This window comes from Thermomonas sp. S9 (genome assembly GCF_024704365.1).
In the GTDB taxonomy this organism is placed as follows: domain Bacteria; phylum Pseudomonadota; class Gammaproteobacteria; order Xanthomonadales; family Xanthomonadaceae; genus Thermomonas.
The window spans coordinates 437,138-457,120 of the sequence record NZ_JAJDFY010000001.1; the positions used below are offsets into that span (position 1 = coordinate 437,138).

The following is a 19,983-nucleotide window of genomic DNA, read 5'->3' on the forward strand; positions in this document are numbered from 1 at the left end:
GTTGGGGCTGGTGAACAGCACGAAATCGGACGCCAGCGCGTCTTCCAGTGCCTGCCGGGTGGCATCGTCATGGCGTGCGACGATCGCCTGCGGCGACAGCGCCAGCACCCGCGCACCCGCGCGCGCCGCGGCGGCGCGCAGACCGCCGTGCTGGCCGCGCGGACGCAGCGACAGCACGGTCCAGCCGTACAGCGGCGGCAACGTGGACGGCAGCCTGGGCGAGGGGACGCGCATGCGCCCAGCTTGGCATAGCCGCGCGCTTTGCGGCAGGCTTGGGCGATGGATAAGACCGCTTCGCGCAGCGTATTGGACGCCCTTTCCCGCCATCTGCACGGCATGCCGCCGGTGGCGGCCCTGCAGCCGCGCATCCTTGCGTGGGAAGCGGGCCGGCTGCGCCTGGGCGCGCCGCTGGCGGCCAACGTCAATGACAAGGGCTGCGCGTTCGGCGGCAGCCTGGCCTCGCTGATGACGCTGGCGGCCTGGGGACTGGTGACCCTGACCCTGGCCGAGGCCGGCCTGAGCGCGGAGGTGTTCGTGGCCGACAGCCAGGTGCGCTATCTCAAGCCGGTGTTCGAGGACCTGGACGTGGAGGCCACGTTCGAGGACCCCGCCGCCGCGGCCGCGCTGGTCGCGGCGGTGCGCGACCAGGGCCGCGCCAGCCTGCGCCTGCAGGCACAGGCGCGGCTGGCCGCAGGCGCGGTGGCGGCGACCTTCGCCGGGCGTTACGTGGCGATTGCGAAAACCGCCGCCGGCGCCGGGTAGGATGCTTGCCATCCGCCGTCTGCCGAGGATCCGCCGATGCTCCGTTTCCTGCTGCGCTGCCTGTTGCTGGTGCTGCTGCCGCTGCTGGCCTGGCCAGTGGGTGCCGCCAGCAGCCGCCGCGATGCGCTCGACCAGGCCCAGTACGCGTGGTCGGAGGCGATCCGCTGGGGCGATTTCGAGCGCGCCTGGGGCCAGGTCGATCCCGAGGTGCGCGCCGCGCACCCGCTGACCGACATCGATTTCTCGCGCTACCGGCAGCTGCAGGTCGCCGGCTACCGCGACCTCGGCAGCAGCGTGGTCGGCGGCAGCCAGATCCAGCGCCGGATCGAGATCACGGTGGTCAACCGCAATACCCAGCAGGTACGCACCGTGCTGTTCCAGGAACGCTGGCGCTTTGATCCGGCCCGCAAGACCTGGTGGCAGACCAGCGGCCTGCCCGATTTCTGGCAGGAGCAGGACTAAGGAACCTCTGACAACTCGGAGGTTCCCGCCGGCCATGGAGGGCTGGCCACGCATCCATCATGCAAGTGATGGATGCGTGTGAGCCGAGTCCGGGCCTGTACCGGACCCGGCGTGGGCTGACAACGCCTGGATGGCGTTGTTCAGACCTTCCCTAAAACGGCCGCCCGCACCGTCAGCCGCTACAATGGCCAGCCCCTTCCGACCGATCCATGCCGTGACCTTCGCCGAACTGGCCGCCTTCGCCGGCCGCAATCCCGTCCTGTCGCTGGCCTTCGTCGGCCTGACCGTGGCCATCATCGCCAACGAGATCGCCGGCCTGCTCAGCGGCATCAAGCGCGTCGGCCCGGCCCAGCTGACCGCGCTGGTCAACCGCGACAACGCGCTGGTGATCGACCTGCGCGCCGCCGCCGATTTCGCCAAGGGCCACATCGCCGGCGCGAAGAACGTGCAGATGAGCCAGTTCGACCCCGAGAACAAGGCGCTGGCCCCGGCCAAGGCGCTGCCGGTGGTGCTGGTATGCAACGTCGGCCAGACAGCGTCGGTCGCCGCCAGGCGCCTGCGCAAGGCCGGGTTCGCCAACGTGGCGGTGCTGGAGGGCGGCATCCGCGCCTGGCTGGCCGCCGACCTGCCGGTGGTCAAGGGCCGCTGAGCGCCCCGCCCCCGCCCGGGGCTTGTGTTCGCCGCCGTCCGCCCCAATTTCGCTGGGGTTGCCCCGGGTTCGATGCGATAATCGACCTTCCCTTTTCGTTAGCCGCACCTTGCGTGCCTTCTGGAGTGTTCCATGTCCGATGAAACCCTGAACGGCGCCGCGCCGTCCGCCGATGCCCCGATGGGCCCGACCTTCACCGTCGAGAAGCTGTACGTGAAGGACGTGTCCTTCGAAGCGCCGAACGCGCCGCAGGTGTTCAACGAGCAGGGCCAACCCGACCTGCAGATGAAGCTCAACCAGAAGGTGCAGCGCCTGGCCGAGAACGCGTTCGAGGTCAGCCTGGGCATCACCCTGACCTGCACCCTGAACGGCAAGACCGCCTACCTGGCGGAAGTCGAGCAGGCCGGCGTGTTCGGTCTGGCCGGCATGGACGAGCAGATGATGGACGCCATGCTGGGCATCCAGTGCCCGAACATCCTGTACCCCTACGCCTCGGCGGCGGTGGGCCAGATGATCACCGCCGGCGGCTTCCCCGCCGTTCCCGATGCAGCCGATCAACTTCGAGGCGCTGTACGCCGAGACCTTGCGCCAGCGCGCCGCGCAGATGGGGCAGGAAGGCGGCCTGCTGGCCGACGCCGAAACCGCCGGCAACGCCTGACCGGCGACGCATGGCGGCAGCTGCCAAGCCGAAGGTCGCGGTCCTCGGCGCGGGCTCCTGGGGCACCGCGCTGGCCGCGCTGATCGCCCGCCACGGCCACCCCACGGTGCTGTGGGGGCGCGATCCGGCGGTGGCGTCCGCGATCGCCGGGCGCCACGAGAACCCGCGCTACCTGCCGGGCATCGCCCTGCCGGCGGGGCTGCACGCGACCACGTCGCTGCCGGACGCGATGGCCGATGCCGGCCTGGTGCTGGTGGTGGTGCCCTCGCACGCCTTCGCGGAGACCCTGCGCGCGCTGGCCCCGCTGCGGCCGGCGGGCGCCGGCGTGGTCTGGGCCACCAAGGGCTTCGAGCCGGGCAGCGGCCGCTTCCTGCACGAAGTCGCCGGTGACATTCTGGATGCCAGCGGGCTGGGCGGCGGCGTGCCGCTGGCGGTGGTCACCGGCCCTTCGTTCGCCAAGGAAGTGGCGGAAGGCCTGCCCACCGCGCTCACCGTGCATTCCGACGACGCCGGCTTCTGCCAGCAGGTCGCCGACGCCCTGCACGGCCCCGCGTTCCGCGCCTACACCGGCAATGACATGCGCGGCGCTGAGCTGGGCGGGGCGATGAAGAACGTGCTGGCCGTGGCCACCGGCGTCGCCGACGGCATGGGCCTGGGCCTGAACGCCCGCGCTGGCCTGATCACCCGCGGCCTCAACGAGATGCTGCGCCTCAACATCGCCCTCGGCGGCCGCCCGGAAACCCTGATGGGCCTGGCCGGGCTGGGCGACCTGGTGCTGACCTGCACGGGCGATCTCTCGCGCAACCGCCGGCTGGGCCTGGCGCTGGGCCGCGGCGCGTCGATCGCGGAGGCGGTGTGCGAGATCGGACAGGTGGTGGAATCGCTGCAGACCGCCGACGAGGTGATGCGCCTGGCGGACGCGCATGGCATTGAGCTGCCGATCGCCGAAGGCGTGCGCGACGTGCTGCACGGCGCGGTGACCCCGGCGGAAGGACTGGCGCGGCTGATGGCGCGCGAGCGCAAGGCCGAATATCCGCAGTCGCTGTTCTGCTGACGCTGCTGACGGCCGCTGCTTCCGCGTGGCGGTCAATGCGGCGATGCCAAAGAAAACGCCCGGCCTGCGCCGGGCGTTTCCGTGTTGCGGCGTGGCGTCGCTTACCAGGTGAAGCGCGGGCCGACGAAGTACTGCTTGTCGCCGCCCTGGATCAGGCGCACGTCGGCGTTCATGCCGAAGTTCTGGGTGAACATCAGGTTCGCGCCCAGGCGGCCATAGGCTTCGCCGCTGGTCTTGTTGGTGTCCATGTAGCCGACCTTGGCATAGCCTTCCAGGTTCGGCATCAGGGCGCTGCGCACGCCGGTCTCGACGCTGTAGCCGTTGGCCTTCGGGCCGCCGTGCTTCACGGCGTAGCGGTCATAGGCCACGTCGGCCACGAAGTCGGTGTTCTTGCCGACCGCGGTGTTGTAGCCGCCGCCGATGCGCCACTGGTCGAAGCCGGCACTGGAGTGCTTCACGTCCTGGTTGGTGTACTCGGCCAGCAGGTGGAAGTTCGGGCTGACGGCGACCGAGCCGTTCACGCCCCAACCGTCCGCATCCGGGCCGCTGGTGTTGGTGGCGACGTAGCCACCCTGCACGTAGTTGTAGGTGATGCCGTCGGCCGCGGAAGCGGCGAAGGGCAGGGCAGCAATCAGGGCCAGGGCAATGGCATAACGCTTCATGGGGGATGACCTCCGTGTTTGTTGTTGTACGCACGACCGACCGGTCGGGCGTGCGGCCATTGTTGGCGGGCGCCCGCAACGCGGCCTGAATCCAGAACTCTCTGGTACAGGAACCATTCGGGAACGCAGGAGTAAACGCGCGCCTTTGTCTGTCGCGCTGCGCGGCGTTCAGTCGCCGCCGGTGAAACCGGCCTGGCGCCAGGCTTCGAACACCATCACCGCCACCGCGTTGGACAGGTTGAGGCTGCGGTTGTGCGGGCGCATCGGCAGGCGCAGGCGCTGCGCCTCGGGGATCGCCTCCAGCACCGCCTGCGGCAGTCCGGCGGTTTCGCTGCCGAACAGGAACACGTCGTCGTCGCGGTAGGCCGGCGTGTCGTAGCGCACGCGGCCGCGGGTGGACAGCGCGAACACCCGCGGCCGCGCGCCGATGTCGGCGGCGATCGCCGCCAGCGCGGCGTCGAGATCGTCGTGCACCTGCACCCGCGCGTACTCGTGGTAGTCCAGCCCGGCGCGCCTGAGCTGGCGATCCTCGAGGTCGAAGCCGAGCGGGCGCACCAGGTGCAGCCGCGCGCCGGTGTTGGCGCACAGACGGATCACGTTGCCGGTATTGGGCGGGATTTCCGGGCGATGCAGGATGACGTGCGGCATCGCGGCATTGTAGGGCGGCCTACCAGGGCAGCGTCTGGCCCTGCCAGTCGAGGAAGGCGCCGGACTGCGCGGGCGTGGCGCGCTCGATCACCCGCAGCAGCCCGGCCGCCGATTCCTGCGCGCTCAGCGACGCCTGCGGCCCGCCCATGTCAGTCTGCACCCAGCCCGGGTGCAGCTGCAGCACCACGATGCCGCGCGGCGCCAGCGCCTGCGCGAGCTGCGCGCCCAGCATGTTCTGCGCCGCCTTGCCGGCGCAGTAGCTGGGCGTGCCGAAGCGGGCCACGCGCGCGATCGAGCCCAGCTGCGAGCTGAGGTTGGCGACGGTGGCGCCGTCGCGCAGGTGCGCGGCCAGCGCCTGCACCAGCAGGAACGGGCCGATCGCGTTGGTGCGCAGGCTCTCCTCCAGCGCAGCCTGGGTCACCTGGCCGAAGCGCTCGCCCGGCTGCAGCACGCCGGCGTTGTTGATCAACAGGTCCAGCGCCGCGCCGGCGAGGGTGTGCTCCAGTACCGCCGTGAACTGCACGCGTGCGGCCTCGCTGGCCACGTCCAGCGCCAGCACCCGCAATTGGCCTGGATGCGCCGTGCCCAGCGCCTGCAGCGCCGTCGCCTGCGCGGGCTGGCGGCAGGTGGCGATCACGGCCTCGCCGCGGGCCAGCAGCTGGCGCGTGAATTCGAGCCCGAGGCCGCGGTTGGCGCCGGTGACGAGGACGGTGCATGGCATGGCGAAAACTCCCGGGTGGCTTTCGGCCTAGTGTAGGCCGCCGGGGTGGCGGCTATGATCGAACGCTCGCCGTTCCAGGCCCCCGCCGGAACCGCTCCCGCCAGAACCCGAAGGAGTCGTCGATGTCCGTGTTCCGTCCCGCCGCACTGGCGCTTGCCCTCGCCGCCAGCCTGCCGATCGCAGGCTATGCGCCCTCGGCACGCGCCGCCGCTGCCACCACCGCCGCCACGGTCGATATCCCCTACGAGACCTTCACCCTGCCCAACGGCCTGCGCGTGATCGTGCATACCGACCGCAAGGCCCCGATCGTCGCGGTCAACCTCTGGTACCACGTCGGCAGCAAGGACGAACCGGCCGGCCGCACCGGTTTCGCGCACCTGTTCGAGCACCTGATGTTCAACGGCAGCGAGAACGCGCCGGGCGAGTTCTTCACTCCGTTCAAGGCGATCGGCGCCACCAACCAGAACGGCACCACCAACTCCGACCGCACCAACTACTTCGAGAACGTGCCCACCACCGCGCTCGACACCGCGCTGTGGATGGAATCCGACCGCATGGGCCACCTGCTCGGCGCAATCGACCAGAAGACCCTGGACGAGCAGCGCGGCGTGGTCCAGAACGAGAAGCGCCAGGGCGAGAACCAGCCCTATGGCCAGGTGTGGGACGTGCTGGGCAAGACCATGTACCCGGCCGGCCACCCGTACCACCACAGCACCATCGGCTCGATGAACGACCTCAACGCGGCCTCGCTGGAGGACGTGAAGACCTGGTTCCGCACCTGGTACGGCCCCAACAACGCGGCGCTGGTGCTGGCCGGCGACATCGACCTGGCCACCGCGAAGGAAAAGGTGGCCAAGTACTTCGGCGACATCCCGGCCGGCCCGACCATGGCCCAACCCAAGGTGGACGTCGCCGCGCACACCGCCGACACCCGCAGCGAGATGACCGACAACGTGCCGCAGTCGCGTATCTACCGCGTATGGAACGTGGCCGAGTACGGCCAGCCCGACCTCGACCGCCTGCAGGTGCTGGCGCGCATCCTCGGCGGCGGCAAGGCCTCGCGCCTGGATCGCCGGCTGGTGCACCAGGACAAGCTGGTGGACAACATCAGCGCCGGCGCCTACGGCGCGCAGCTCAGCAGCACCTTCATGATCACCGCCGCGGTCAAGCAGGGCGTGGACGTGGCCAAGGTGGAGGCGGCGATCGACGAGGAGCTGAAAGCGCTGCTGAAGGACGGCCCGAGCGCGGACGAAGTGGCGCGCGCGCGCACCGCGCTGGAGGCCGGCTGGATCCGCGGCATCGAGCGCATCGGCGGGTTCGGCGGCAAGGCCGACGTGCTGGCCGAATGCGCGGTGTACACCGGCAACCCCGGCTGCTTCCGCGCCAGCCTCAAGACCCTGGCCGCGGTGACCCCGGCCAACCTGCGCGCCACCGGCAATGCCTGGCTGGGCGCCGGCAAGGGTAGCCACACCCTGGTGGTGAACCCCGGCAAGCGGGTCGCGCTGGCGGAAGACCCCACGGTCACCCCGGCGCCGTTCAAGACCCCCAGGCCGGATCCCAAGTACACGACCCTGCCGAGCACGGTGGACCGCAAGGCCGGCGTACCGATGCCCGCGCGTTTTCCGGATTTGAAGTTCCCGCAGCAGCAGCATGCCACCCTGCGCAACGGCACCAAGGTGATCCTGGCCGAGCGCCATGACGTGCCGGTGGTGCAGATGAGCTACGAGTTCCGCGGCGGCGCCGCCGCCAGCGCGCCCGGCGTGGCCAGCTTCGCAGCCGGCCTGCTGGACGAGGGCACCGGCGATCTCGACGCGCTGGCGTTCGCCGACCGCGCCGAGGCGCTGGGCGCGCAGCTGGGCGCCAGCGCCGGCCAGGACGGCAGCAGCGCCTACCTGTCGGCGCTGAAGCAGAACCTCGCCCCATCGCTGGCGCTGTACGCCGACATGCTGCGCAGGCCGCGCTTCGCGCAGGCCGACATCGACCGCGTGCGCGGGCAGTGGATCGCCGGCATCAAGCAGGAGAAGGCCAGCCCGAACGGCATCGTGCAGCGCGTGCTGCCGGGCCTGGTGTACGGCGCCGGGCATCCCTACGCGGCGCCGCGCAGCGGCACCGAGGCCGGGATCGCGGCCCTGACCCGCGCCGACATCCAGCGCTGGCACGCCACCGCCCTGCGCCCGCAGGACGCCACCCTGGTGGTGGTGGGCGACACCACCCTGCCGGAAATCCTGCCGCTGCTGGAACAGGCGTTCGGCGACTGGACGGCCGCCCCCGGCGCGCCCGCCGCACCGGCCATCCCGCAGGTGCCGGCGCAGCCCAAGCCGCGGGTGTTCCTGGTGGACCAGCCGGGGGCGGTGCAGGCCAACATCGTCGCGGCCACCCTGCTGCCGTCCAGCACCGATCCGAAGACGGTCGAGTACGACATGGCCAACATGGTGATCGGCGGCGATTTCACCGCGCGCCTGAACATGAACCTGCGCGAGGACAAGCACTGGTCCTACGGCGCCCGCAGCGGCGCCGGCGGCGCCCTCGGCCAGCGCCTGTGGACCGCCTCGGCCCCGGTGCAGATCGACAAGACCGGCGAGGCAGCGGCGGAGATGCGGCGCGAGATCGCCGAGTACGCCGGCGGCCAGCGCCCGGCCAGCGCCGAGGAAGTGGAGGGCATGGAGAAGGTGCTCACCCTGACCCTGCCCGGCGCCTACGAGACCGCCGCCGCGGTGATGAACACCATCGCCAGCAATGCGCTGTACGGCCGCCCCGACGATTACGTGTTCCAGCGCAAGGCGCAGATCGAGGCGATGACCCCGGCGCAGGTGAACGCGGCCGCCAAGGCCCTCGATTCCAGCGGCCTGACCTGGGTGGTGGTGGGCGATCTGTCCAGGACCGAGGCCCCGCTGCGCGCGCTCAACCTGGGCGAGGTGACCGTGATCGACGCCGACGGCAAGCCGGTGGCGAAGAAGTAAGCCCCGGCCGGTCGCCGCGGCCCATGTGCCAGCGGGTGCGGCGCCCCCCACCGCTTTTGCACGATTCAGACGCACCGGGCCACAATCCGGTGCGTCTTCGTTTTCCGGGAGTCCCGCGCATGCCCCTGCCGATCCGTGTCGCCGCCGTCGTCCTGCTGGTGCTGGCCCTACCGGCCTGCACCTTCGTGAAGATGGCCCCGGGGGGCACAGCAGGTGACGGTGCTGGCGGCCGCCCCGGCCGGCTGCGAGGCGCGCGGCGAGGTGGTGGTCTCGGTGACCCACAAGGTGGGCTTCTACGAGCGCGACGCCCTGCGCGTGCGCGACGAGCTGGAGGTCCTGGCCCGCAACGAGGCGCCGCGCCTGGGCGCCAACCGGATCAGCCCGCTCGGCCCGCCGGCCGAGGGCGAGCAGCGCTGGGCGATGTGGCGCTGCCGCTGAGGCCGGCGCCGCGCCAACCTGAACAGGCCGGGGATACGCCGGCGTACGGGAGCGAAAGCCGCTATCCTAGGCGGTTCCGGCGCCGCCCCGGCGCCCGTACGAGTGTCCCGCCATGCTGTTCCACCACGTTGCCATTGCCGGCCTGGCCCATATCGACGCCCCGCGCCGGTTGACCTCCGGGGAGATCAACGCGCGCCTGAAGCCGACCCTCGACCGCCTCGGCATCCGGGTGGACGTGCTCGGCGACGTGGCCGGCGTGCATGCGCGCCGCCTGTGGGACGGCGACGTGCAGGCCTCGGATGCCGCCACCCTGGCCGGGGTGAAGGCGTTGGCGGATGCCGGCATCGACCCCGACAAGGTGGGCCTGCTGGTCAACACCTCGGTCAGCCGCGACTACCTGGAGCCGTCCACCGCCTCCATCGTCAGCGGCAACCTCGGTCTGCCCGACACCTGCCAGAACTTCGACGTGGCCAACGCCTGCCTGGCCTTCATCAACGGCATGGACATCGCCGCGCGCATGATCGAACGCGGCGAGATCGAATACGCCCTGGTGGTGGACGGCGAGACCGCCAATCTCGCCTACGAGAAGACGCTCGAGCCGCATGACCCGCGCCGACGTCACCGAGGAAGACTTCAAGAACGAGCTGGCCACCCTCACCCTTGGCTCCGGCGCCGCCGCGATGGTGCTGGCGCGCGCCGAGCTGGCCCCGGGCGCGCCGCGCTACAAGGGCGGCGTGACGCGCGCCGCCACCGAGTGGAACAAGCTCTGCCGCGGCAACATCGACGGCATGATCACCGACACCCGCATGCTGCTGGTGGAGGGCATCAAGCTGGCCACCAAGACCTTCGAGGTCGCCAAGCAGAAGCTGGGATGGGTCGTCTCCGAACTGGACGAATTCGTCATCCACCAGGTCAGCAAGGTGCATACCGCCGCCTTCACCAAGGCGATGGGGATCGACCCGAAGAAGGTCATGACCATCTTCGCCGAGCACGGCAACATCGGCCCGGCCAGCGTGCCGATCGTGCTGTCCAAGCTGCGCGAGATGGGCCGCCTGAAGAAGGGCAGCCGGGTGGCCCTGCTCGGCATCGGCTCCGGCCTGAACTGTTCGATGGCGGAAGTGGAATGGTGAGCTGGCGCTGGCCTGCGTCGGGTGCGGGCTCCCGCGTCGATTAATCGCCAAGGAACCTGAATCCCGAACCTTCGGGATGGATGCGCGAATCGCGATGGCGTCCGTGCGGTGCCGCCGGACGCGCGCTCAGCGCGCCACGCGCGCGCCCTTGAGGTGGGCCACGCCGCTGGCGTCCACGTCGGTCCAGGCCAGCCACGCGCCGCCCTCATCCACCACCAGGCGCGGATAGCCACTGGCCAGGCCGCGGGTTGCCAATGTGGCGAGGGTGAGGGTCTGCAGGCGACGCGACAGGTCGGGTGCGTAGCGCGCCAGCTGCAGGCGCTGGCCGCGGTCGGCCTGCTCCAGCCAGGCCACCCACACCTGGCGGGCGTCCAGTGCGACCGCGGGGCGTCCCAGCACGTTGGGGCCGGCGGCCACCGTTACCGGCGGGTCGAACTGGTCGCCCGCATCCTGGCTGCGGGCCAGGTATACGGCCGGCTGGCCGCTGCCTTCGCTGTACCAGGCCAGCGCCACGTTCGCATCGTGGGCGGCCAGCGCCGGGCCGTTCACCGGGCAGCCTTCCACCTTCCAGCCGTCGGCATGCGCGATCCGCGGCGCGGTCCACGCGCCCTGCTGATAGCGCGCGGTGGCGATGTCGCGCACCTCGTTGGCGTCGCGGTCGCGCCAGGCCAGCAGCGGGCCGCGGCGGGTGAGGGCCACCGCGACCTGGCAGCAGTCGCAGCTGCGCACATCCACCACGGCATCGCTGCCGCGCGCCAGGTCGAGGGTGAAGCGGTTGGCGCGCAGCTGCATGTCGCCCTCGCCTTCGTCATGCGCACCCGTGGCGGCGCCATGCGGGGGCGCGGGGCGCTTGCCGCGCCCGTCCAGCCAGGCGACTCCGGCGCCATCGCTGCCGTCGGCCCACAGCGCGGCGAAGCCGTGCTCGGTGGGCATGCCGTCGGTGTTCACCCGGGTGATCTGCTCCCAGGCCATGCCGCCGTCCTTGGAGCGCGCCAGCACCACGTCGGTCCCACCGGCAGCGTCCGGCTGCGTCTGCACCCACTGCGCCCACAGCGCGCCATCGGGCGTGGCCAGCAGGTGTGGAGGGTCGGCGGCATTCGCCTGCAGCGCGTTGCCGATGGCAATCGTGCGCGGCTGGCTCTGCCAGCCGTCGGCCTCGGTGTAGGAGGCGAACTGCAGCGCGTTGCGGCGGCCTTCGCGGCGGTTGATCCAGCCCAGCAGCACGCGCCCGCCGGGGCCCGCCACCAGGGCGGGCGCCATCGAGCCGGCCTCGGCCGGCAGCACCCAGGTCTGCACCGCGTAGTCGCCGTTGGCGGGCCGGGGCGGCGCAGACGTTCGCTGGCAGGCAGACAGCAGCAGGGCGAAAGCGGCGAAGGTGAAAGCAGGCAGGCGCATGGTCGGCACTCCGGCAGTGAGGGGCGATTGTCGCGCAACTGCGCCGTACTGGAACGGCCGCTTGTTCAGGCCGCGCGTTCGCGCCGCGCGCGCTCCAGGTGCACCAGCAGCAGCGAGATCGCCGCCGGGGTCACGCCCGGGATGCGCTGCGCCTGCCCGATGGTCTGCGGCCGCACCTGCTGCAGCTTCTGCAGCACTTCGGCGGAGAGCCCGCGCACCTGCGCATAGTCGAAGCCGTCCGGGATCGCGGTCGCCTCGTGGCGCTGCTGGCGCGCGATCTCCTCGCGCTGGCGCTCGAGGTAGCCGGCGTACTTGGTGGCGATTTCCACCTGCTCGGCGACCTTCTGGTCGGCAACGCCGGGTCCCAGTTCGGGCACCTGCATCAGCCGGGCGTAGTCCAGCTCCGGCCGCCGCAGCAGGTCCAGCGCGCTGTTCTCGCGGCTGACCTCGAGCCCGAGGTGGCGCGCCAGCGCCGCGCCCAGCGCGTTGTTCGGCGCCGCCCACAGGCCGGCCAGGCGCGCGGTCTCGCGCTCAATCGCCGCGCGCTTGCGGCTGAAGCGTTCCCAGCGCAGGTCATCGACCAGGCCCAGTTCGCGCCCGAGCGGTGTCAGCCGCGCGTCGGCATTGTCCTCGCGCAGCTGCAGCCGGTATTCGGCGCGGCTGGTGAACATGCGGTAGGGCTCGCTGGTGCCGTGGGTGATCAGGTCATCGACCAGCACGCCGAGGTAGGCCTGGTCGCGGCGCAGCGTGCAGGGCGGCTTGTCCTGCGCGTGGCGCGCGGCGTTCACCCCCGCCAGCAGGCCCTGCGCGGCGGCTTCCTCGTAGCCGGTGGTGCCGTTGATCTGGCCGGCGAAGAACAGCCCGGCCACCGTCTTGGTCTCCAGCGAGGCCTTCAGCCCGCGCGGGTCGAAGAAGTCGTATTCGATGGCGTAGCCGGGGCGGGTGATGTGCGCCTGCTCGAAGCCGCGGATCGAGCGCACCAACTCCAGCTGCACGTCGAACGGCAGCGAGGTGGAGATGCCGTTCGGATAGATTTCCACCACGTCCAGCCCCTCGGGCTCGACGAAAATCTGGTGGCTGGGCTTGTCGGCGAAACGCACCACCTTGTCCTCGATCGACGGGCAATAGCGCGGGCCGATGCCCTCGATCTGGCCGCTGTACAGCGGCGAGCGGTCGAGCGCGCCGCGGATGATGGCGTGGGTGCGTTCGCTGGTGTGGGTGATCCAGCAGCTGACCTGGCGCGGATGGTCGTGAAGGCTGCCGAGGAACGACATCACCGGGCGCGGATCGTCGCCCGGCTGTTCTTCCATCACCGCGTAATCCAGCGTGCGTCCGTCGATCCGCGGCGGGGTGCCGGTCTTCAGCCGGTCCACCACGAAGCGGCCTTCGCGCAGCTTGTGCGCCAGCGCGGTGGACGGCGGATCGCCCATGCGCCCGGCGGCGTACTGGGTCGGCCCGATGTGGATCTTGCCGGCCAGGAAGGTGCCGGCGGTGAGCACCACCGCCGGCGCGTGGAAGCGCAGGCCGGTATGGGTGATCGCGCCGCGCACGGCGTCCTGTTCGATGACGATGTCGTCCACCGCGGCCTGGAACACGGTGAGGTTCGGCTGGGTTTCCACCGCGCGGCGGATGAAGGCGCGGTACAGCGCGCGGTCGGCCTGGCAGCGGGTGGCGCGCACCGCCGGGCCCTTGCTGGCGTTGAGCACGCGCCACTGGATGCCGGCGGCGTCCGCGGCGCGCGCCATGATGCCGCCCAGCGCGTCGATCTCCTTCACCAGATGGCCCTTGCCGATGCCGCCGATCGCCGGGTTGCAGCTCATCGCGCCCACGGTCTCGATGCTGTGGGTCAGCAGCAAGGTGCGCGCGCCGGCGCGCGCGGAGGCCAGCGCGGCCTCGGTGCCGGCATGGCCGCCGCCGATCACGATCACGTCGAAGTGGTAGAAGGCGTTGCTCATCCTGGGGCCATTATCGCGCGGCGGGCGGGGCGGTGCGCGGGACTGGCACGCTTCCTGCTTCCAACAGTCCGGCACTCGGCCTGGCACACCGCCAGGTGATGGTCGGACTGAACAGGGGCCGACCCTGCGCAGGTCGAGGATGCCGGGAGGGCCGGTTGTCGGGGGACAGCCGGCCCTCGTTCTTTTTACACATCCGATCTGCGCGCCAGTGCGCGCCGCGTCTCGCCTTGCGATGGCACCGGAGGGGCGGCCGTGGCGATGGCCGCGCGCCGCGCCGGTGCAGCGGGCGCCGGTGCCGGCAGGACGACGGAACAGGGGGATCCGGGAAATCCTGCCGACACCGGCAGCGCTAGATTAGCGCGATCCGGCGCGAAGTGACGCATCCGGTCACCCTTGCGACGCTTTCCGGTGCGGTCTGTGGGCTGCGTCACGGTTCGTGACCGCGGGCGCCGGCGGCGACTGCCCCGGGCCTGCGCGTTGGGCCGCGGGTTAGCATGTGCGGATGTACGCCGCCTCGCCCGATTTCAATGATGTCCTCGACGCCGCGGCGCGCATCGCCGCGCATGTGCACGCCACCCCGGTGCTCACGTCGCGTGCGCTCAACGCCGAGACCGGCGCGCGCCTGCACTTCAAGGCCGAGCACCTGCAGCGCATCGGGGCGTTCAAGTTCCGCGGCGCCTGCAATGCGGTGTTCGCGCTGGACGATGCCACCGCCGCCCGCGGCGTGGTGACGCATTCCTCCGGCAACCATGGCGCGGCGCTGGCGCTGGCCGCCCGCCTGCGCGGGATTGCCTGCCACGTGGTGGTGCCGGAAGGGGCGGTGCGCGCCAAGCTCGCGGCGATCGCGCACGCCGGCGCGCTGCTGCACCCCTGCGCGCCCACCATCGCCGCGCGCGAGGCCGCCTGCGCGCGGGTGCAGGCCGAGACCGGCGCCACCGTGGTGCATCCCTATGCCGATGCGCGCGTGATCGCAGGCCAGGGCACCGCCGCGCTGGAACTGCTGCACACGGTGCCCGATCTGGATGCCGTGGTGGTGCCGCTGGGCGGCGGCGGGCTGGCCGCCGGCACCGCGCTGGCGGTGCGCGCGCTGGCACCGGCGTGCGAGTTGTTCCTGGCCGAACCCGAAGGCGCCGCCGACGGCGCGCGCTCGTTCGCGCGCGGTGCGCTCGACCATGACTTCGTGCCCGATACCGTCTGCGACGGCCTGCGCGGCACCCTGGGCGCGCCCAATTTCGCCCTGCTGCGCGCATCGGGCGCGCGCGTGCTCACCGTGGACGATGCGCGCACCGTGGCCGCGCTGCGCCTGCTGTGGACGCGCAGCAAGCAGCTGGTGGAGCCGTCGTCGGCGATCGCGCTGGCGGCGGTGCTGGCGCATCCGGCGCTGTTTTCCGGACGCCGGGTCGGGATCGTGCTGTCGGGCGGCAACGTCGACCTCGACGCGCTGCCGGCCCTGTTCGCCCTTGCAGGAGACGCCGCGTGAAGATCGATGGCAACCGCGCGCACGACCGCGCGATCGAACTGGTGCTGTCCTACTACGCCGCGTTCAACCGCGGCGACTGGGACGGCATGCTGGCGCTGCTGGCCGAGGAGGTGATCCACGATCTCAACCAGGGCCCGCGCGAAACCGGCAAGCCGGCGTTTGCCGCCTTCCTGCAGCGGATGGCGCGCTGCTACCGCGAGCAGCTGCGCGACGTGGTGGTGCTGGCCAGCGAGGACGGCACCCGCGCCGCCGCCGAGTACGTGGTGCACGGGCAGTACCTGCGGGCGGATACCGGGCTGCCGCCCGCGCGCGGGCAGGCCTACGTGCTGCCGGGCGGGGCGTTCTTCGACCTGCGCGAAGGCCGCATCGCGCGGGTCAGCAACTACTACAACCTCGAGGACTGGCTGGCGCAGGTGCGCTGAGGACGCGCCTCAGCCGCGCCGGCGGATCGGGATGCGCGCTACCGGCACCGCGGCCAGGTCGACCCCGTGTTCGCGGATCGGGGTGCCGGCCTCCGGCGCCCAGGCCATCGCGCTGATGATTTCCCAGCTGGCCGGCAGCCCGGACGCGGCGCGCCGGGCCTCGTAGGCCTCGGCCGCGACCGCGAAGCGGCGGCGCCCGGTCAGCGCGTGGCGGCGCGAGGCCAGCGCATTGGTGGCGCCCAGCGCGCGCAGTTCGCGCATCAGCGCCGGCATGTCCGGATACAGGCTGGTCTCGAGGTCGCGGTCCACCACCGGCTGGAAGAAGCCCGCGGCCACCAGCGCATCGCCCACCGCCGCCACGTCCATGAACGGGCTGACGTGCGGGGCCTCGTCGGCTTGCGCGAACGCATCGCGCAGCTCCCACAGGGTGTCCGGGCCGAAGGTGGAAAACAGCAGCAGCCCGTGCGGCTTGAGCACGCGGCGGAAGCCGGCCAGCACCGCCGGCAGATCCTCGACCCACTGCAGGCACAGATTGGAGAAGAGCACGTCCACGCTGGCCTCGGCCAGCGGCAGTGCGCGCGCATCCGCGCACACCGGCTGCGGGGTGGCCGCGAACGGATTGCGCAGCGGCAGTCCGGGCAGGCGCGGGGCGGCATTGGCGGCGCGCGCCTGGCGCAGCATCGGCAGCGCCAGATCCAGCGCGATGACGCGCGCCTTCGGCCAGCGCCTCTGCAGCATGCCGCTGGCGTGGCCGGTGCCGCTGCCCAGATCCAGCACCACCTGCGGCGGCGTGCGGCCGAGCGCGGGATCGTCGAGGTAGTCCAGCGCTTCCAGCAGCCGCGCTTCTACCAGCCGCTGCAGGCGCGCGGCGGCGTCGTAGCTGGCGGCCGAACGCGAGAACGCGCGCCGCACCTGGCGGGTATCGAACAGCGGCGCGCTCATGCCGATGCTCCGTCGAGGAAGTCGCGCAGCGCGGTGGCCACCGCGTCGGCATGGGTCAGGAACGGCGCGTGCCCGGCATGCCCCACCTCGACGTAGCGCGCCTGCGGCGCCAGCGCGGCGGCGGCCTGCAGCGCGGCCGGGTTCACCAGGCGGTCGCGGCGGCCGCCCGGCCACAGGCTGGGCATGCGCAGCGCCGGCAGCGCCGCGCGCAGGTCGCAGGTTTCCAGCAGGCGCAGGCCGGCGGCCAGCACCTGCGGCACGGGCGCGCCGCGCGCCAGCACCGCCTCGCGCAGCAGGCGCAGCTCCTCGCGCATGTGCTCGGAGCCGAACGCCTCCAGCGCGAGGAAGCGTTCGACCGTGCCCTGCCAGTCCTGCGCCAGGGACTGTGCGAACTCGGTGAACACCTGTACCGGCATCCCGTGTGGCCAGCCGTCGCCGCGCACGAACTTCGGCGTGGCGCAGACCATCGCCAGCGCCGGCACCCGCTGCGGCGCCTGCTGCGCAGCGTGCAGGGCGATCAGCCCGCCCAGCGACCAGCCGCACCACGGCGCGGTGGGCACCGCGGCCAGCACCGCCTGTGCGCAGGCCTCCAGCGCCAGCGGCACGCCGGCATCGCGGCTGTGGCCGTGCCCCGGCAGGTCCACCACGTACAGGGTGCGCCGCGCGCGCAGCGCCTGCACCAGCGGCGCGAAGATACCACCGTGCATGGCCCAGCCATGCAGCAGCACCAGCGGCGGGCCGTCGCCCGTGATCTCCACGTGCAATGCGTTGTTCGGATCGGTCATGGGGATTCCTGCCAGTGATGCGGCGCGGCAGGCGGAAACGGAAGCGGAACGGATGTGCATTATCGCGCGAAGCTCACGCCGCCCGGCGTATCGTTTCCGCACCGTCATCGTTCCCGGAGGAGGCCAATGGACGCTTCGACTCGCCTCGCGCTTGCCGACCCTGATCTTTTTCGCCAGCAGGCGCTGATCGACGGCCGCTGGTGCGCGGCCGACGCCGGCGGTACCTGCGCCGTGCACGACCCGGTCGACGGCCTGCCGTTGGGCACGGTGCCGGACATGGGCGCGGCCGAAACCCGGCGCGCGATCGCCGCCGCGCATGCCGCCTTTCCCGCGTGGGCGGGCCAGACCGCCAAACAGCGGGCGCAGGTGCTGCGGCGGATGGCCGATCTGATGCTGCAACACCAGGAAGACCTGGCGCGGCTGATGACCGCCGAGCAGGGCAAGCCGCTGACGGAGGCGCGCGCCGAGATCGCCTATTCGGCGAGCTATTTCGAATGGTTCGGCGAGCAGGCCAAGCGCATGGACGGCGAGGTGATCCCGGGCCACGTGGATGGCGTGCGCATCCTCACCCTGCGCCAGCCGGTGGGCGTGGTGGCGGCGATCACGCCGTGGAACTTCCCGTCCGCGATGCTGGGGCGCAAGCTTGGCGCGGCGCTGGCCGCCGGCTGCACGGTGGTGTGCAAGCCGGCGCTGCAGACCCCGCTGTCGGCGCTGGCCCTGGGCGTGATCGCCGAGCGCGCGGGGCTGATGCCGGGCGCGTTCAACATCGTCACCGGCCAGGATGCCGCGGCCATCGGCCAGGAGATGACCGCCAATCCGCAGGTGCGCAAGCTCACCTTCACCGGCTCCACCGCGGTCGGCAAGCGGCTGATGGCGCAGTGCGCGGACGATCTCAAGCGGCTCTCGCTGGAGCTGGGCGGCAATGCCCCGTTCATCGTGTTCGACGATGCCGACCTCGATGCCGCGGTCGCCGGCGCGATCGCCAGCAAGTTCCGCAACAGCGGCCAGACCTGCGTGTGCGCCAACCGGCTGCTGGTGCAGGAGGGCATCTACGATGCCTTCGCGGACAAGCTGGTCGAGGCGGCGCGCAAGCTGCGGGTGGGGCCGGGCCTGTCCGGCGCGAGCGACCAGGGGCCGCTGATCGATGCCAAGGCGCTCGCGAAAGTGGAAGCGCACGTGGCCGACGCGCTGGCCAAGGGCGCGCGGCTGGCGCTGGGCGGCCGCCGGCACGCGCTGGGCGGCACGTTCTATGAACCGACCGTGCTGCTGGACGCCACGCCGGAGATGCGGCTGGCGCAGGAGGAAACCTTCGGGCCGGTGGCGCCGCTGCTGCGCTTCAACACGGAGGACGAGGCCATTGCGCTGGCCAACGCCACCGAGTTCGGGCTGGCCGGCTATTTCTACACCCGCGACCTGGCACGCGCCTGGCGGGTGGCCGAGGCGCTGCAGTGCGGGATGGTCGGCCTCAATACCGGGCTGATTTCCACCGAGGTCGCGCCGTTCGGCGGGATCAAGCAGTCCGGCTTCGGGCGCGAAGGCTCGCAGCACGGGCTGGACGACTACACGGCGATCAAATATCTGTGCCTGGGCGGGCTGTAGCGCCAGCGAGCCGGTCGTGGACGCGCGCCAGCGCGTCCAGCAGGGTGCGCAGCTGGGCTTCGTGTGTGCGGCCGACAGGGTGATACGCAGGCGCGCGCGGCCTTCCGGCACGGTTGGCGGACGGATCGCGCCGACCCAGAGGCCCTGCGCCTCCAGCGCCTGCGCCAGCGCCAGCGCGCGCGCGTCGTCGCCGCAGTGCAGCGGCTGGATCGGGGTGTCGGAGTCGAGCAGCGGCAGCCCGAGCCGGCGCGCGCCGGCGCGGAAGCGGGCCACCAGTTCCGCCAGCCGCGCGCGCCGCCAGCTCATCGCGGCGCGCGCGCTGGACCGCCGCCAGCGAGGCCGCGGCCAGCGCCGGCGGCAGCGCGGTGGTGTAGATGTAGGGGCGCGCGGTTTCCGCCAGGTGCCGCACCAGATCCGCCTCGCCCACCACCAGCGCGCCGTAGCCGCCCAGCGCCTTGCCCAGGGTCACCAGCCGCAGCGGCACCGCGCCGTGATCGAGCCCGGCGGCGGCCACGCTGCCGCGGCCTTCCTCGCCGAGCACCCCAGTTGCATGCGCCTCGTCGATGTAGAGCGTGGCGCGCTGCGCGCGCGCGATCAGCGCCAACGCGCGCAGCGGGGCGATGTCGCCGTCCATGCTGAACACCCCGTCGCTGGCCAGCAGCGCGGCACCTTCGGGGGCGGCCCGCAGCTGACGCAGCGCGCCTTCGGGATCGGCGTGCGGATAGCGGCGCAGCGCGCAGCCGGCCAGGCGCGCGCCGTCGATCAGGCTGGCGTGGTTGAGGCGGTCCTGCACGCACACGTCGCCCTCGCCCAGCAGCGCCTGGACCACCGCCAGATTGGCCAGATAGCCGCTGCCCAGCAGCAGTGCCGCCGGCGCCTGCAGCCAGTCGGCCACCGCCAGCTCCAGCGCGACGTGCGCGGCGTGGTGGCCGCACACCAGATGCGAGGCCACGCCGCCGGCGCCGCTGCGCGCCGCCTCGTCCTGCAGCGCGCCGCTGACGGTGTAATGCCGGGCCAGGCCCAGATAGTCGTTGCCGCAGAAGTCCAGCAGCCAGCGGGTGGCGCCGCCGTCCCCGGCCTGCACCTCGCAGCGCATGCCGTCGCGGCGCAGCACGGTGCGCCGCACGCGCAGGCGCTGCTGGTCGATGCGCTGCTGGCGCAGGGTGGCGATGCGGGCGGTCAGCAGCGGCCGCGACATGTCCGCTCAGGCGGCTTCGGTGATGCCGGCGTGGACGGTGGTGGTACAGGCGTCGATGCGGTC

At 72.0% G+C, this 19,983-nt stretch carries 15 protein-coding genes and 4 pseudogenes; 11 read left to right on the forward strand and 8 right to left on the reverse strand.

Translation table 11 applies throughout. The features are described 5' to 3' along the window. The first annotated feature begins 279 nt into the window (after positions 1-279). The 5 genes and pseudogenes from LJB71_RS02130 (at position 280) to LJB71_RS02150 (ending at position 3,585) form a co-directional block, all read left to right on the forward strand. Positions 280-762, forward strand: a complete 483-nt coding sequence (locus tag LJB71_RS02130; protein WP_259302917.1) for a thioesterase domain-containing protein — start codon at positions 280-282, stop codon at positions 760-762. A 36-nt stretch (positions 763-798) separates the two neighbouring features. Beyond that, positions 799-1,224 (forward strand): hypothetical protein, encoded by a 426-nt coding sequence (locus LJB71_RS02135; protein ID WP_259302918.1) that lies wholly within the window; start codon positions 799-801, stop codon positions 1,222-1,224. A 214-nt stretch (positions 1,225-1,438) separates the two neighbouring features. Beyond that, positions 1,439-1,873 carry a rhodanese-like domain-containing protein gene (locus LJB71_RS02140; RefSeq protein WP_259302919.1) on the forward strand — a complete coding sequence of 145 codons (435 nt, stop codon included), beginning with the start codon at positions 1,439-1,441 and terminating at the stop codon, positions 1,871-1,873. 132 nt (positions 1,874-2,005) lie between these two features. Next, a pseudogene (secB, locus tag LJB71_RS02145) lies at positions 2,006-2,531 on the forward strand (protein-export chaperone SecB). 10 nt (positions 2,532-2,541) lie between these two features. Next, positions 2,542-3,585, forward strand: coding sequence for an NAD(P)H-dependent glycerol-3-phosphate dehydrogenase (locus LJB71_RS02150; protein ID WP_259302920.1), 1,044 nt, complete (start codon positions 2,542-2,544; stop codon positions 3,583-3,585). A gap of 101 nt (positions 3,586-3,686) precedes the next feature. Here the strand turns inward: LJB71_RS02150 and LJB71_RS02155 are convergent, their stop codons facing one another. From LJB71_RS02155 to LJB71_RS02165, 3 genes are all read right to left on the reverse strand, one after another. Next, the gene (locus tag LJB71_RS02155) at positions 3,687-4,247 is read right to left on the reverse strand and encodes a diffusible signal factor-reguated Ax21 faimly protein (protein ID WP_259302921.1); all 561 of its coding nucleotides are present in this window, start codon (positions 4,245-4,247) and stop codon (positions 3,687-3,689) included. A gap of 168 nt (positions 4,248-4,415) precedes the next feature. Next, positions 4,416-4,895 carry a tRNA (cytidine(34)-2'-O)-methyltransferase gene (locus LJB71_RS02160; protein WP_259302922.1) on the reverse strand — a complete coding sequence of 160 codons (480 nt, stop codon included), beginning with the start codon at positions 4,893-4,895 and terminating at the stop codon, positions 4,416-4,418. Positions 4,896-4,914: 19 nt separating this feature from the next. Beyond that, positions 4,915-5,616, reverse strand: a complete 702-nt coding sequence (locus LJB71_RS02165) for an SDR family oxidoreductase (RefSeq protein ID WP_259302923.1) — start codon at positions 5,614-5,616, stop codon at positions 4,915-4,917. A 122-nt stretch (positions 5,617-5,738) separates the two neighbouring features. Between LJB71_RS02165 and LJB71_RS02170 the strand changes: the two genes are divergently transcribed. From LJB71_RS02170 to LJB71_RS02180, 3 genes and pseudogenes are all read left to right on the forward strand, one after another. Beyond that, positions 5,739-8,576: a pitrilysin family protein gene (locus LJB71_RS02170; RefSeq protein ID WP_259302924.1), complete on the forward strand. Its 2,838-nt coding sequence runs from the start codon at positions 5,739-5,741 to the stop codon at positions 8,574-8,576. 119 nt (positions 8,577-8,695) lie between these two features. Next, positions 8,696-9,014 (forward strand): annotated as a pseudogene (locus LJB71_RS02175) (DUF4156 domain-containing protein). Positions 9,015-9,126: 112 nt separating this feature from the next. Then, positions 9,127-10,144: pseudogene (locus LJB71_RS02180) on the forward strand (3-oxoacyl-ACP synthase III). A 126-nt stretch (positions 10,145-10,270) separates the two neighbouring features. Here LJB71_RS02180 and LJB71_RS02185 read toward each other — a convergent pair. Both LJB71_RS02185 and mnmG read right to left on the reverse strand, forming a co-directional pair. Further along, on the reverse strand, positions 10,271-11,539 hold the full coding sequence (locus LJB71_RS02185) for a sialidase family protein (RefSeq protein WP_259302925.1): 1,269 nt from the start codon (positions 11,537-11,539) through the stop codon (positions 10,271-10,273). A gap of 65 nt (positions 11,540-11,604) precedes the next feature. Further along, complete coding sequence (gene mnmG / locus LJB71_RS02190) at positions 11,605-13,494, reverse strand: tRNA uridine-5-carboxymethylaminomethyl(34) synthesis enzyme MnmG (RefSeq protein ID WP_259302926.1); 1,890 nt, start codon at positions 13,492-13,494, stop codon at positions 11,605-11,607. A 502-nt stretch (positions 13,495-13,996) separates the two neighbouring features. Here mnmG and LJB71_RS02195 point away from each other — a divergent pair. Both LJB71_RS02195 and LJB71_RS02200 read left to right on the forward strand, forming a co-directional pair. Next, complete coding sequence (locus tag LJB71_RS02195; protein ID WP_259302927.1) at positions 13,997-14,974, forward strand: pyridoxal-phosphate dependent enzyme; 978 nt, start codon at positions 13,997-13,999, stop codon at positions 14,972-14,974. Beyond that, complete coding sequence (locus LJB71_RS02200; protein ID WP_259302928.1) at positions 14,971-15,396, forward strand: nuclear transport factor 2 family protein; 426 nt, start codon at positions 14,971-14,973, stop codon at positions 15,394-15,396. The genes LJB71_RS02195 and LJB71_RS02200 overlap by 4 nt, the downstream gene beginning before the upstream one ends. A 9-nt stretch (positions 15,397-15,405) precedes the next feature. On the opposite strand, the gene bioC is transcribed toward LJB71_RS02200, so the two are convergent. Beyond that, entirely contained in the window at positions 15,406-16,338 is a 933-nt protein-coding gene (bioC, locus tag LJB71_RS02205; protein WP_259302929.1) for a malonyl-ACP O-methyltransferase BioC, read from the reverse strand. After that, on the reverse strand, positions 16,335-17,102 hold the full coding sequence (gene bioH, locus LJB71_RS02210) for a pimeloyl-ACP methyl ester esterase BioH (protein ID WP_259304710.1): 768 nt from the start codon (positions 17,100-17,102) through the stop codon (positions 16,335-16,337). The genes bioC and bioH overlap by 4 nt, the downstream gene beginning before the upstream one ends. 147 nt (positions 17,103-17,249) lie before the next feature. Between bioH and LJB71_RS02215 the strand changes: the two genes are divergently transcribed. Next, entirely contained in the window at positions 17,250-18,722 is a 1,473-nt protein-coding gene (locus LJB71_RS02215; protein ID WP_259302930.1) for an NAD-dependent succinate-semialdehyde dehydrogenase, read from the forward strand. Here the strand turns inward: LJB71_RS02215 and bioF are convergent. Beyond that, positions 18,694-19,920, reverse strand: a pseudogene (gene bioF / locus LJB71_RS02220) (8-amino-7-oxononanoate synthase). The gene LJB71_RS02215 and the pseudogene bioF sit on opposite strands and share 29 nt — an antisense overlap. Positions 19,921-19,983: the final 63 nt, after the last annotated feature.

Excerpts from the sequence above, each read along its gene's own strand:
- bioC (WP_259302929.1), bottom strand. The coding sequence starts at position 16,338 with ATGAGCGCGCCGCTGTTCGATACCCGCCAGGTGCGGCGCGCGTTCTCG.
- LJB71_RS02160 (WP_259302922.1), bottom strand. The coding sequence starts at position 4,895 with ATGCCGCACGTCATCCTGCATCGCCCGGAAATCCCGCCCAATACCGGC.
- LJB71_RS02185 (WP_259302925.1), bottom strand. The coding sequence starts at position 11,539 with ATGCGCCTGCCTGCTTTCACCTTCGCCGCTTTCGCCCTGCTGCTGTCT.
- LJB71_RS02130 (WP_259302917.1), top strand. The coding sequence starts at position 280 with ATGGATAAGACCGCTTCGCGCAGCGTATTGGACGCCCTTTCCCGCCAT.
- LJB71_RS02155 (WP_259302921.1), bottom strand. The coding sequence starts at position 4,247 with ATGAAGCGTTATGCCATTGCCCTGGCCCTGATTGCTGCCCTGCCCTTC.
- LJB71_RS02165 (WP_259302923.1), bottom strand. The coding sequence starts at position 5,616 with ATGCCATGCACCGTCCTCGTCACCGGCGCCAACCGCGGCCTCGGGCTC.
- LJB71_RS02170 (WP_259302924.1), top strand. The coding sequence starts at position 5,739 with ATGTCCGTGTTCCGTCCCGCCGCACTGGCGCTTGCCCTCGCCGCCAGC.
- LJB71_RS02195 (WP_259302927.1), top strand. The coding sequence starts at position 13,997 with ATGTACGCCGCCTCGCCCGATTTCAATGATGTCCTCGACGCCGCGGCG.
- LJB71_RS02215 (WP_259302930.1), top strand. The coding sequence starts at position 17,250 with ATGGACGCTTCGACTCGCCTCGCGCTTGCCGACCCTGATCTTTTTCGC.
- LJB71_RS02135 (WP_259302918.1), top strand. The coding sequence starts at position 799 with ATGCTCCGTTTCCTGCTGCGCTGCCTGTTGCTGGTGCTGCTGCCGCTG.
- LJB71_RS02150 (WP_259302920.1), top strand. The coding sequence starts at position 2,542 with ATGGCGGCAGCTGCCAAGCCGAAGGTCGCGGTCCTCGGCGCGGGCTCC.
- mnmG (WP_259302926.1), bottom strand. The coding sequence starts at position 13,494 with ATGAGCAACGCCTTCTACCACTTCGACGTGATCGTGATCGGCGGCGGC.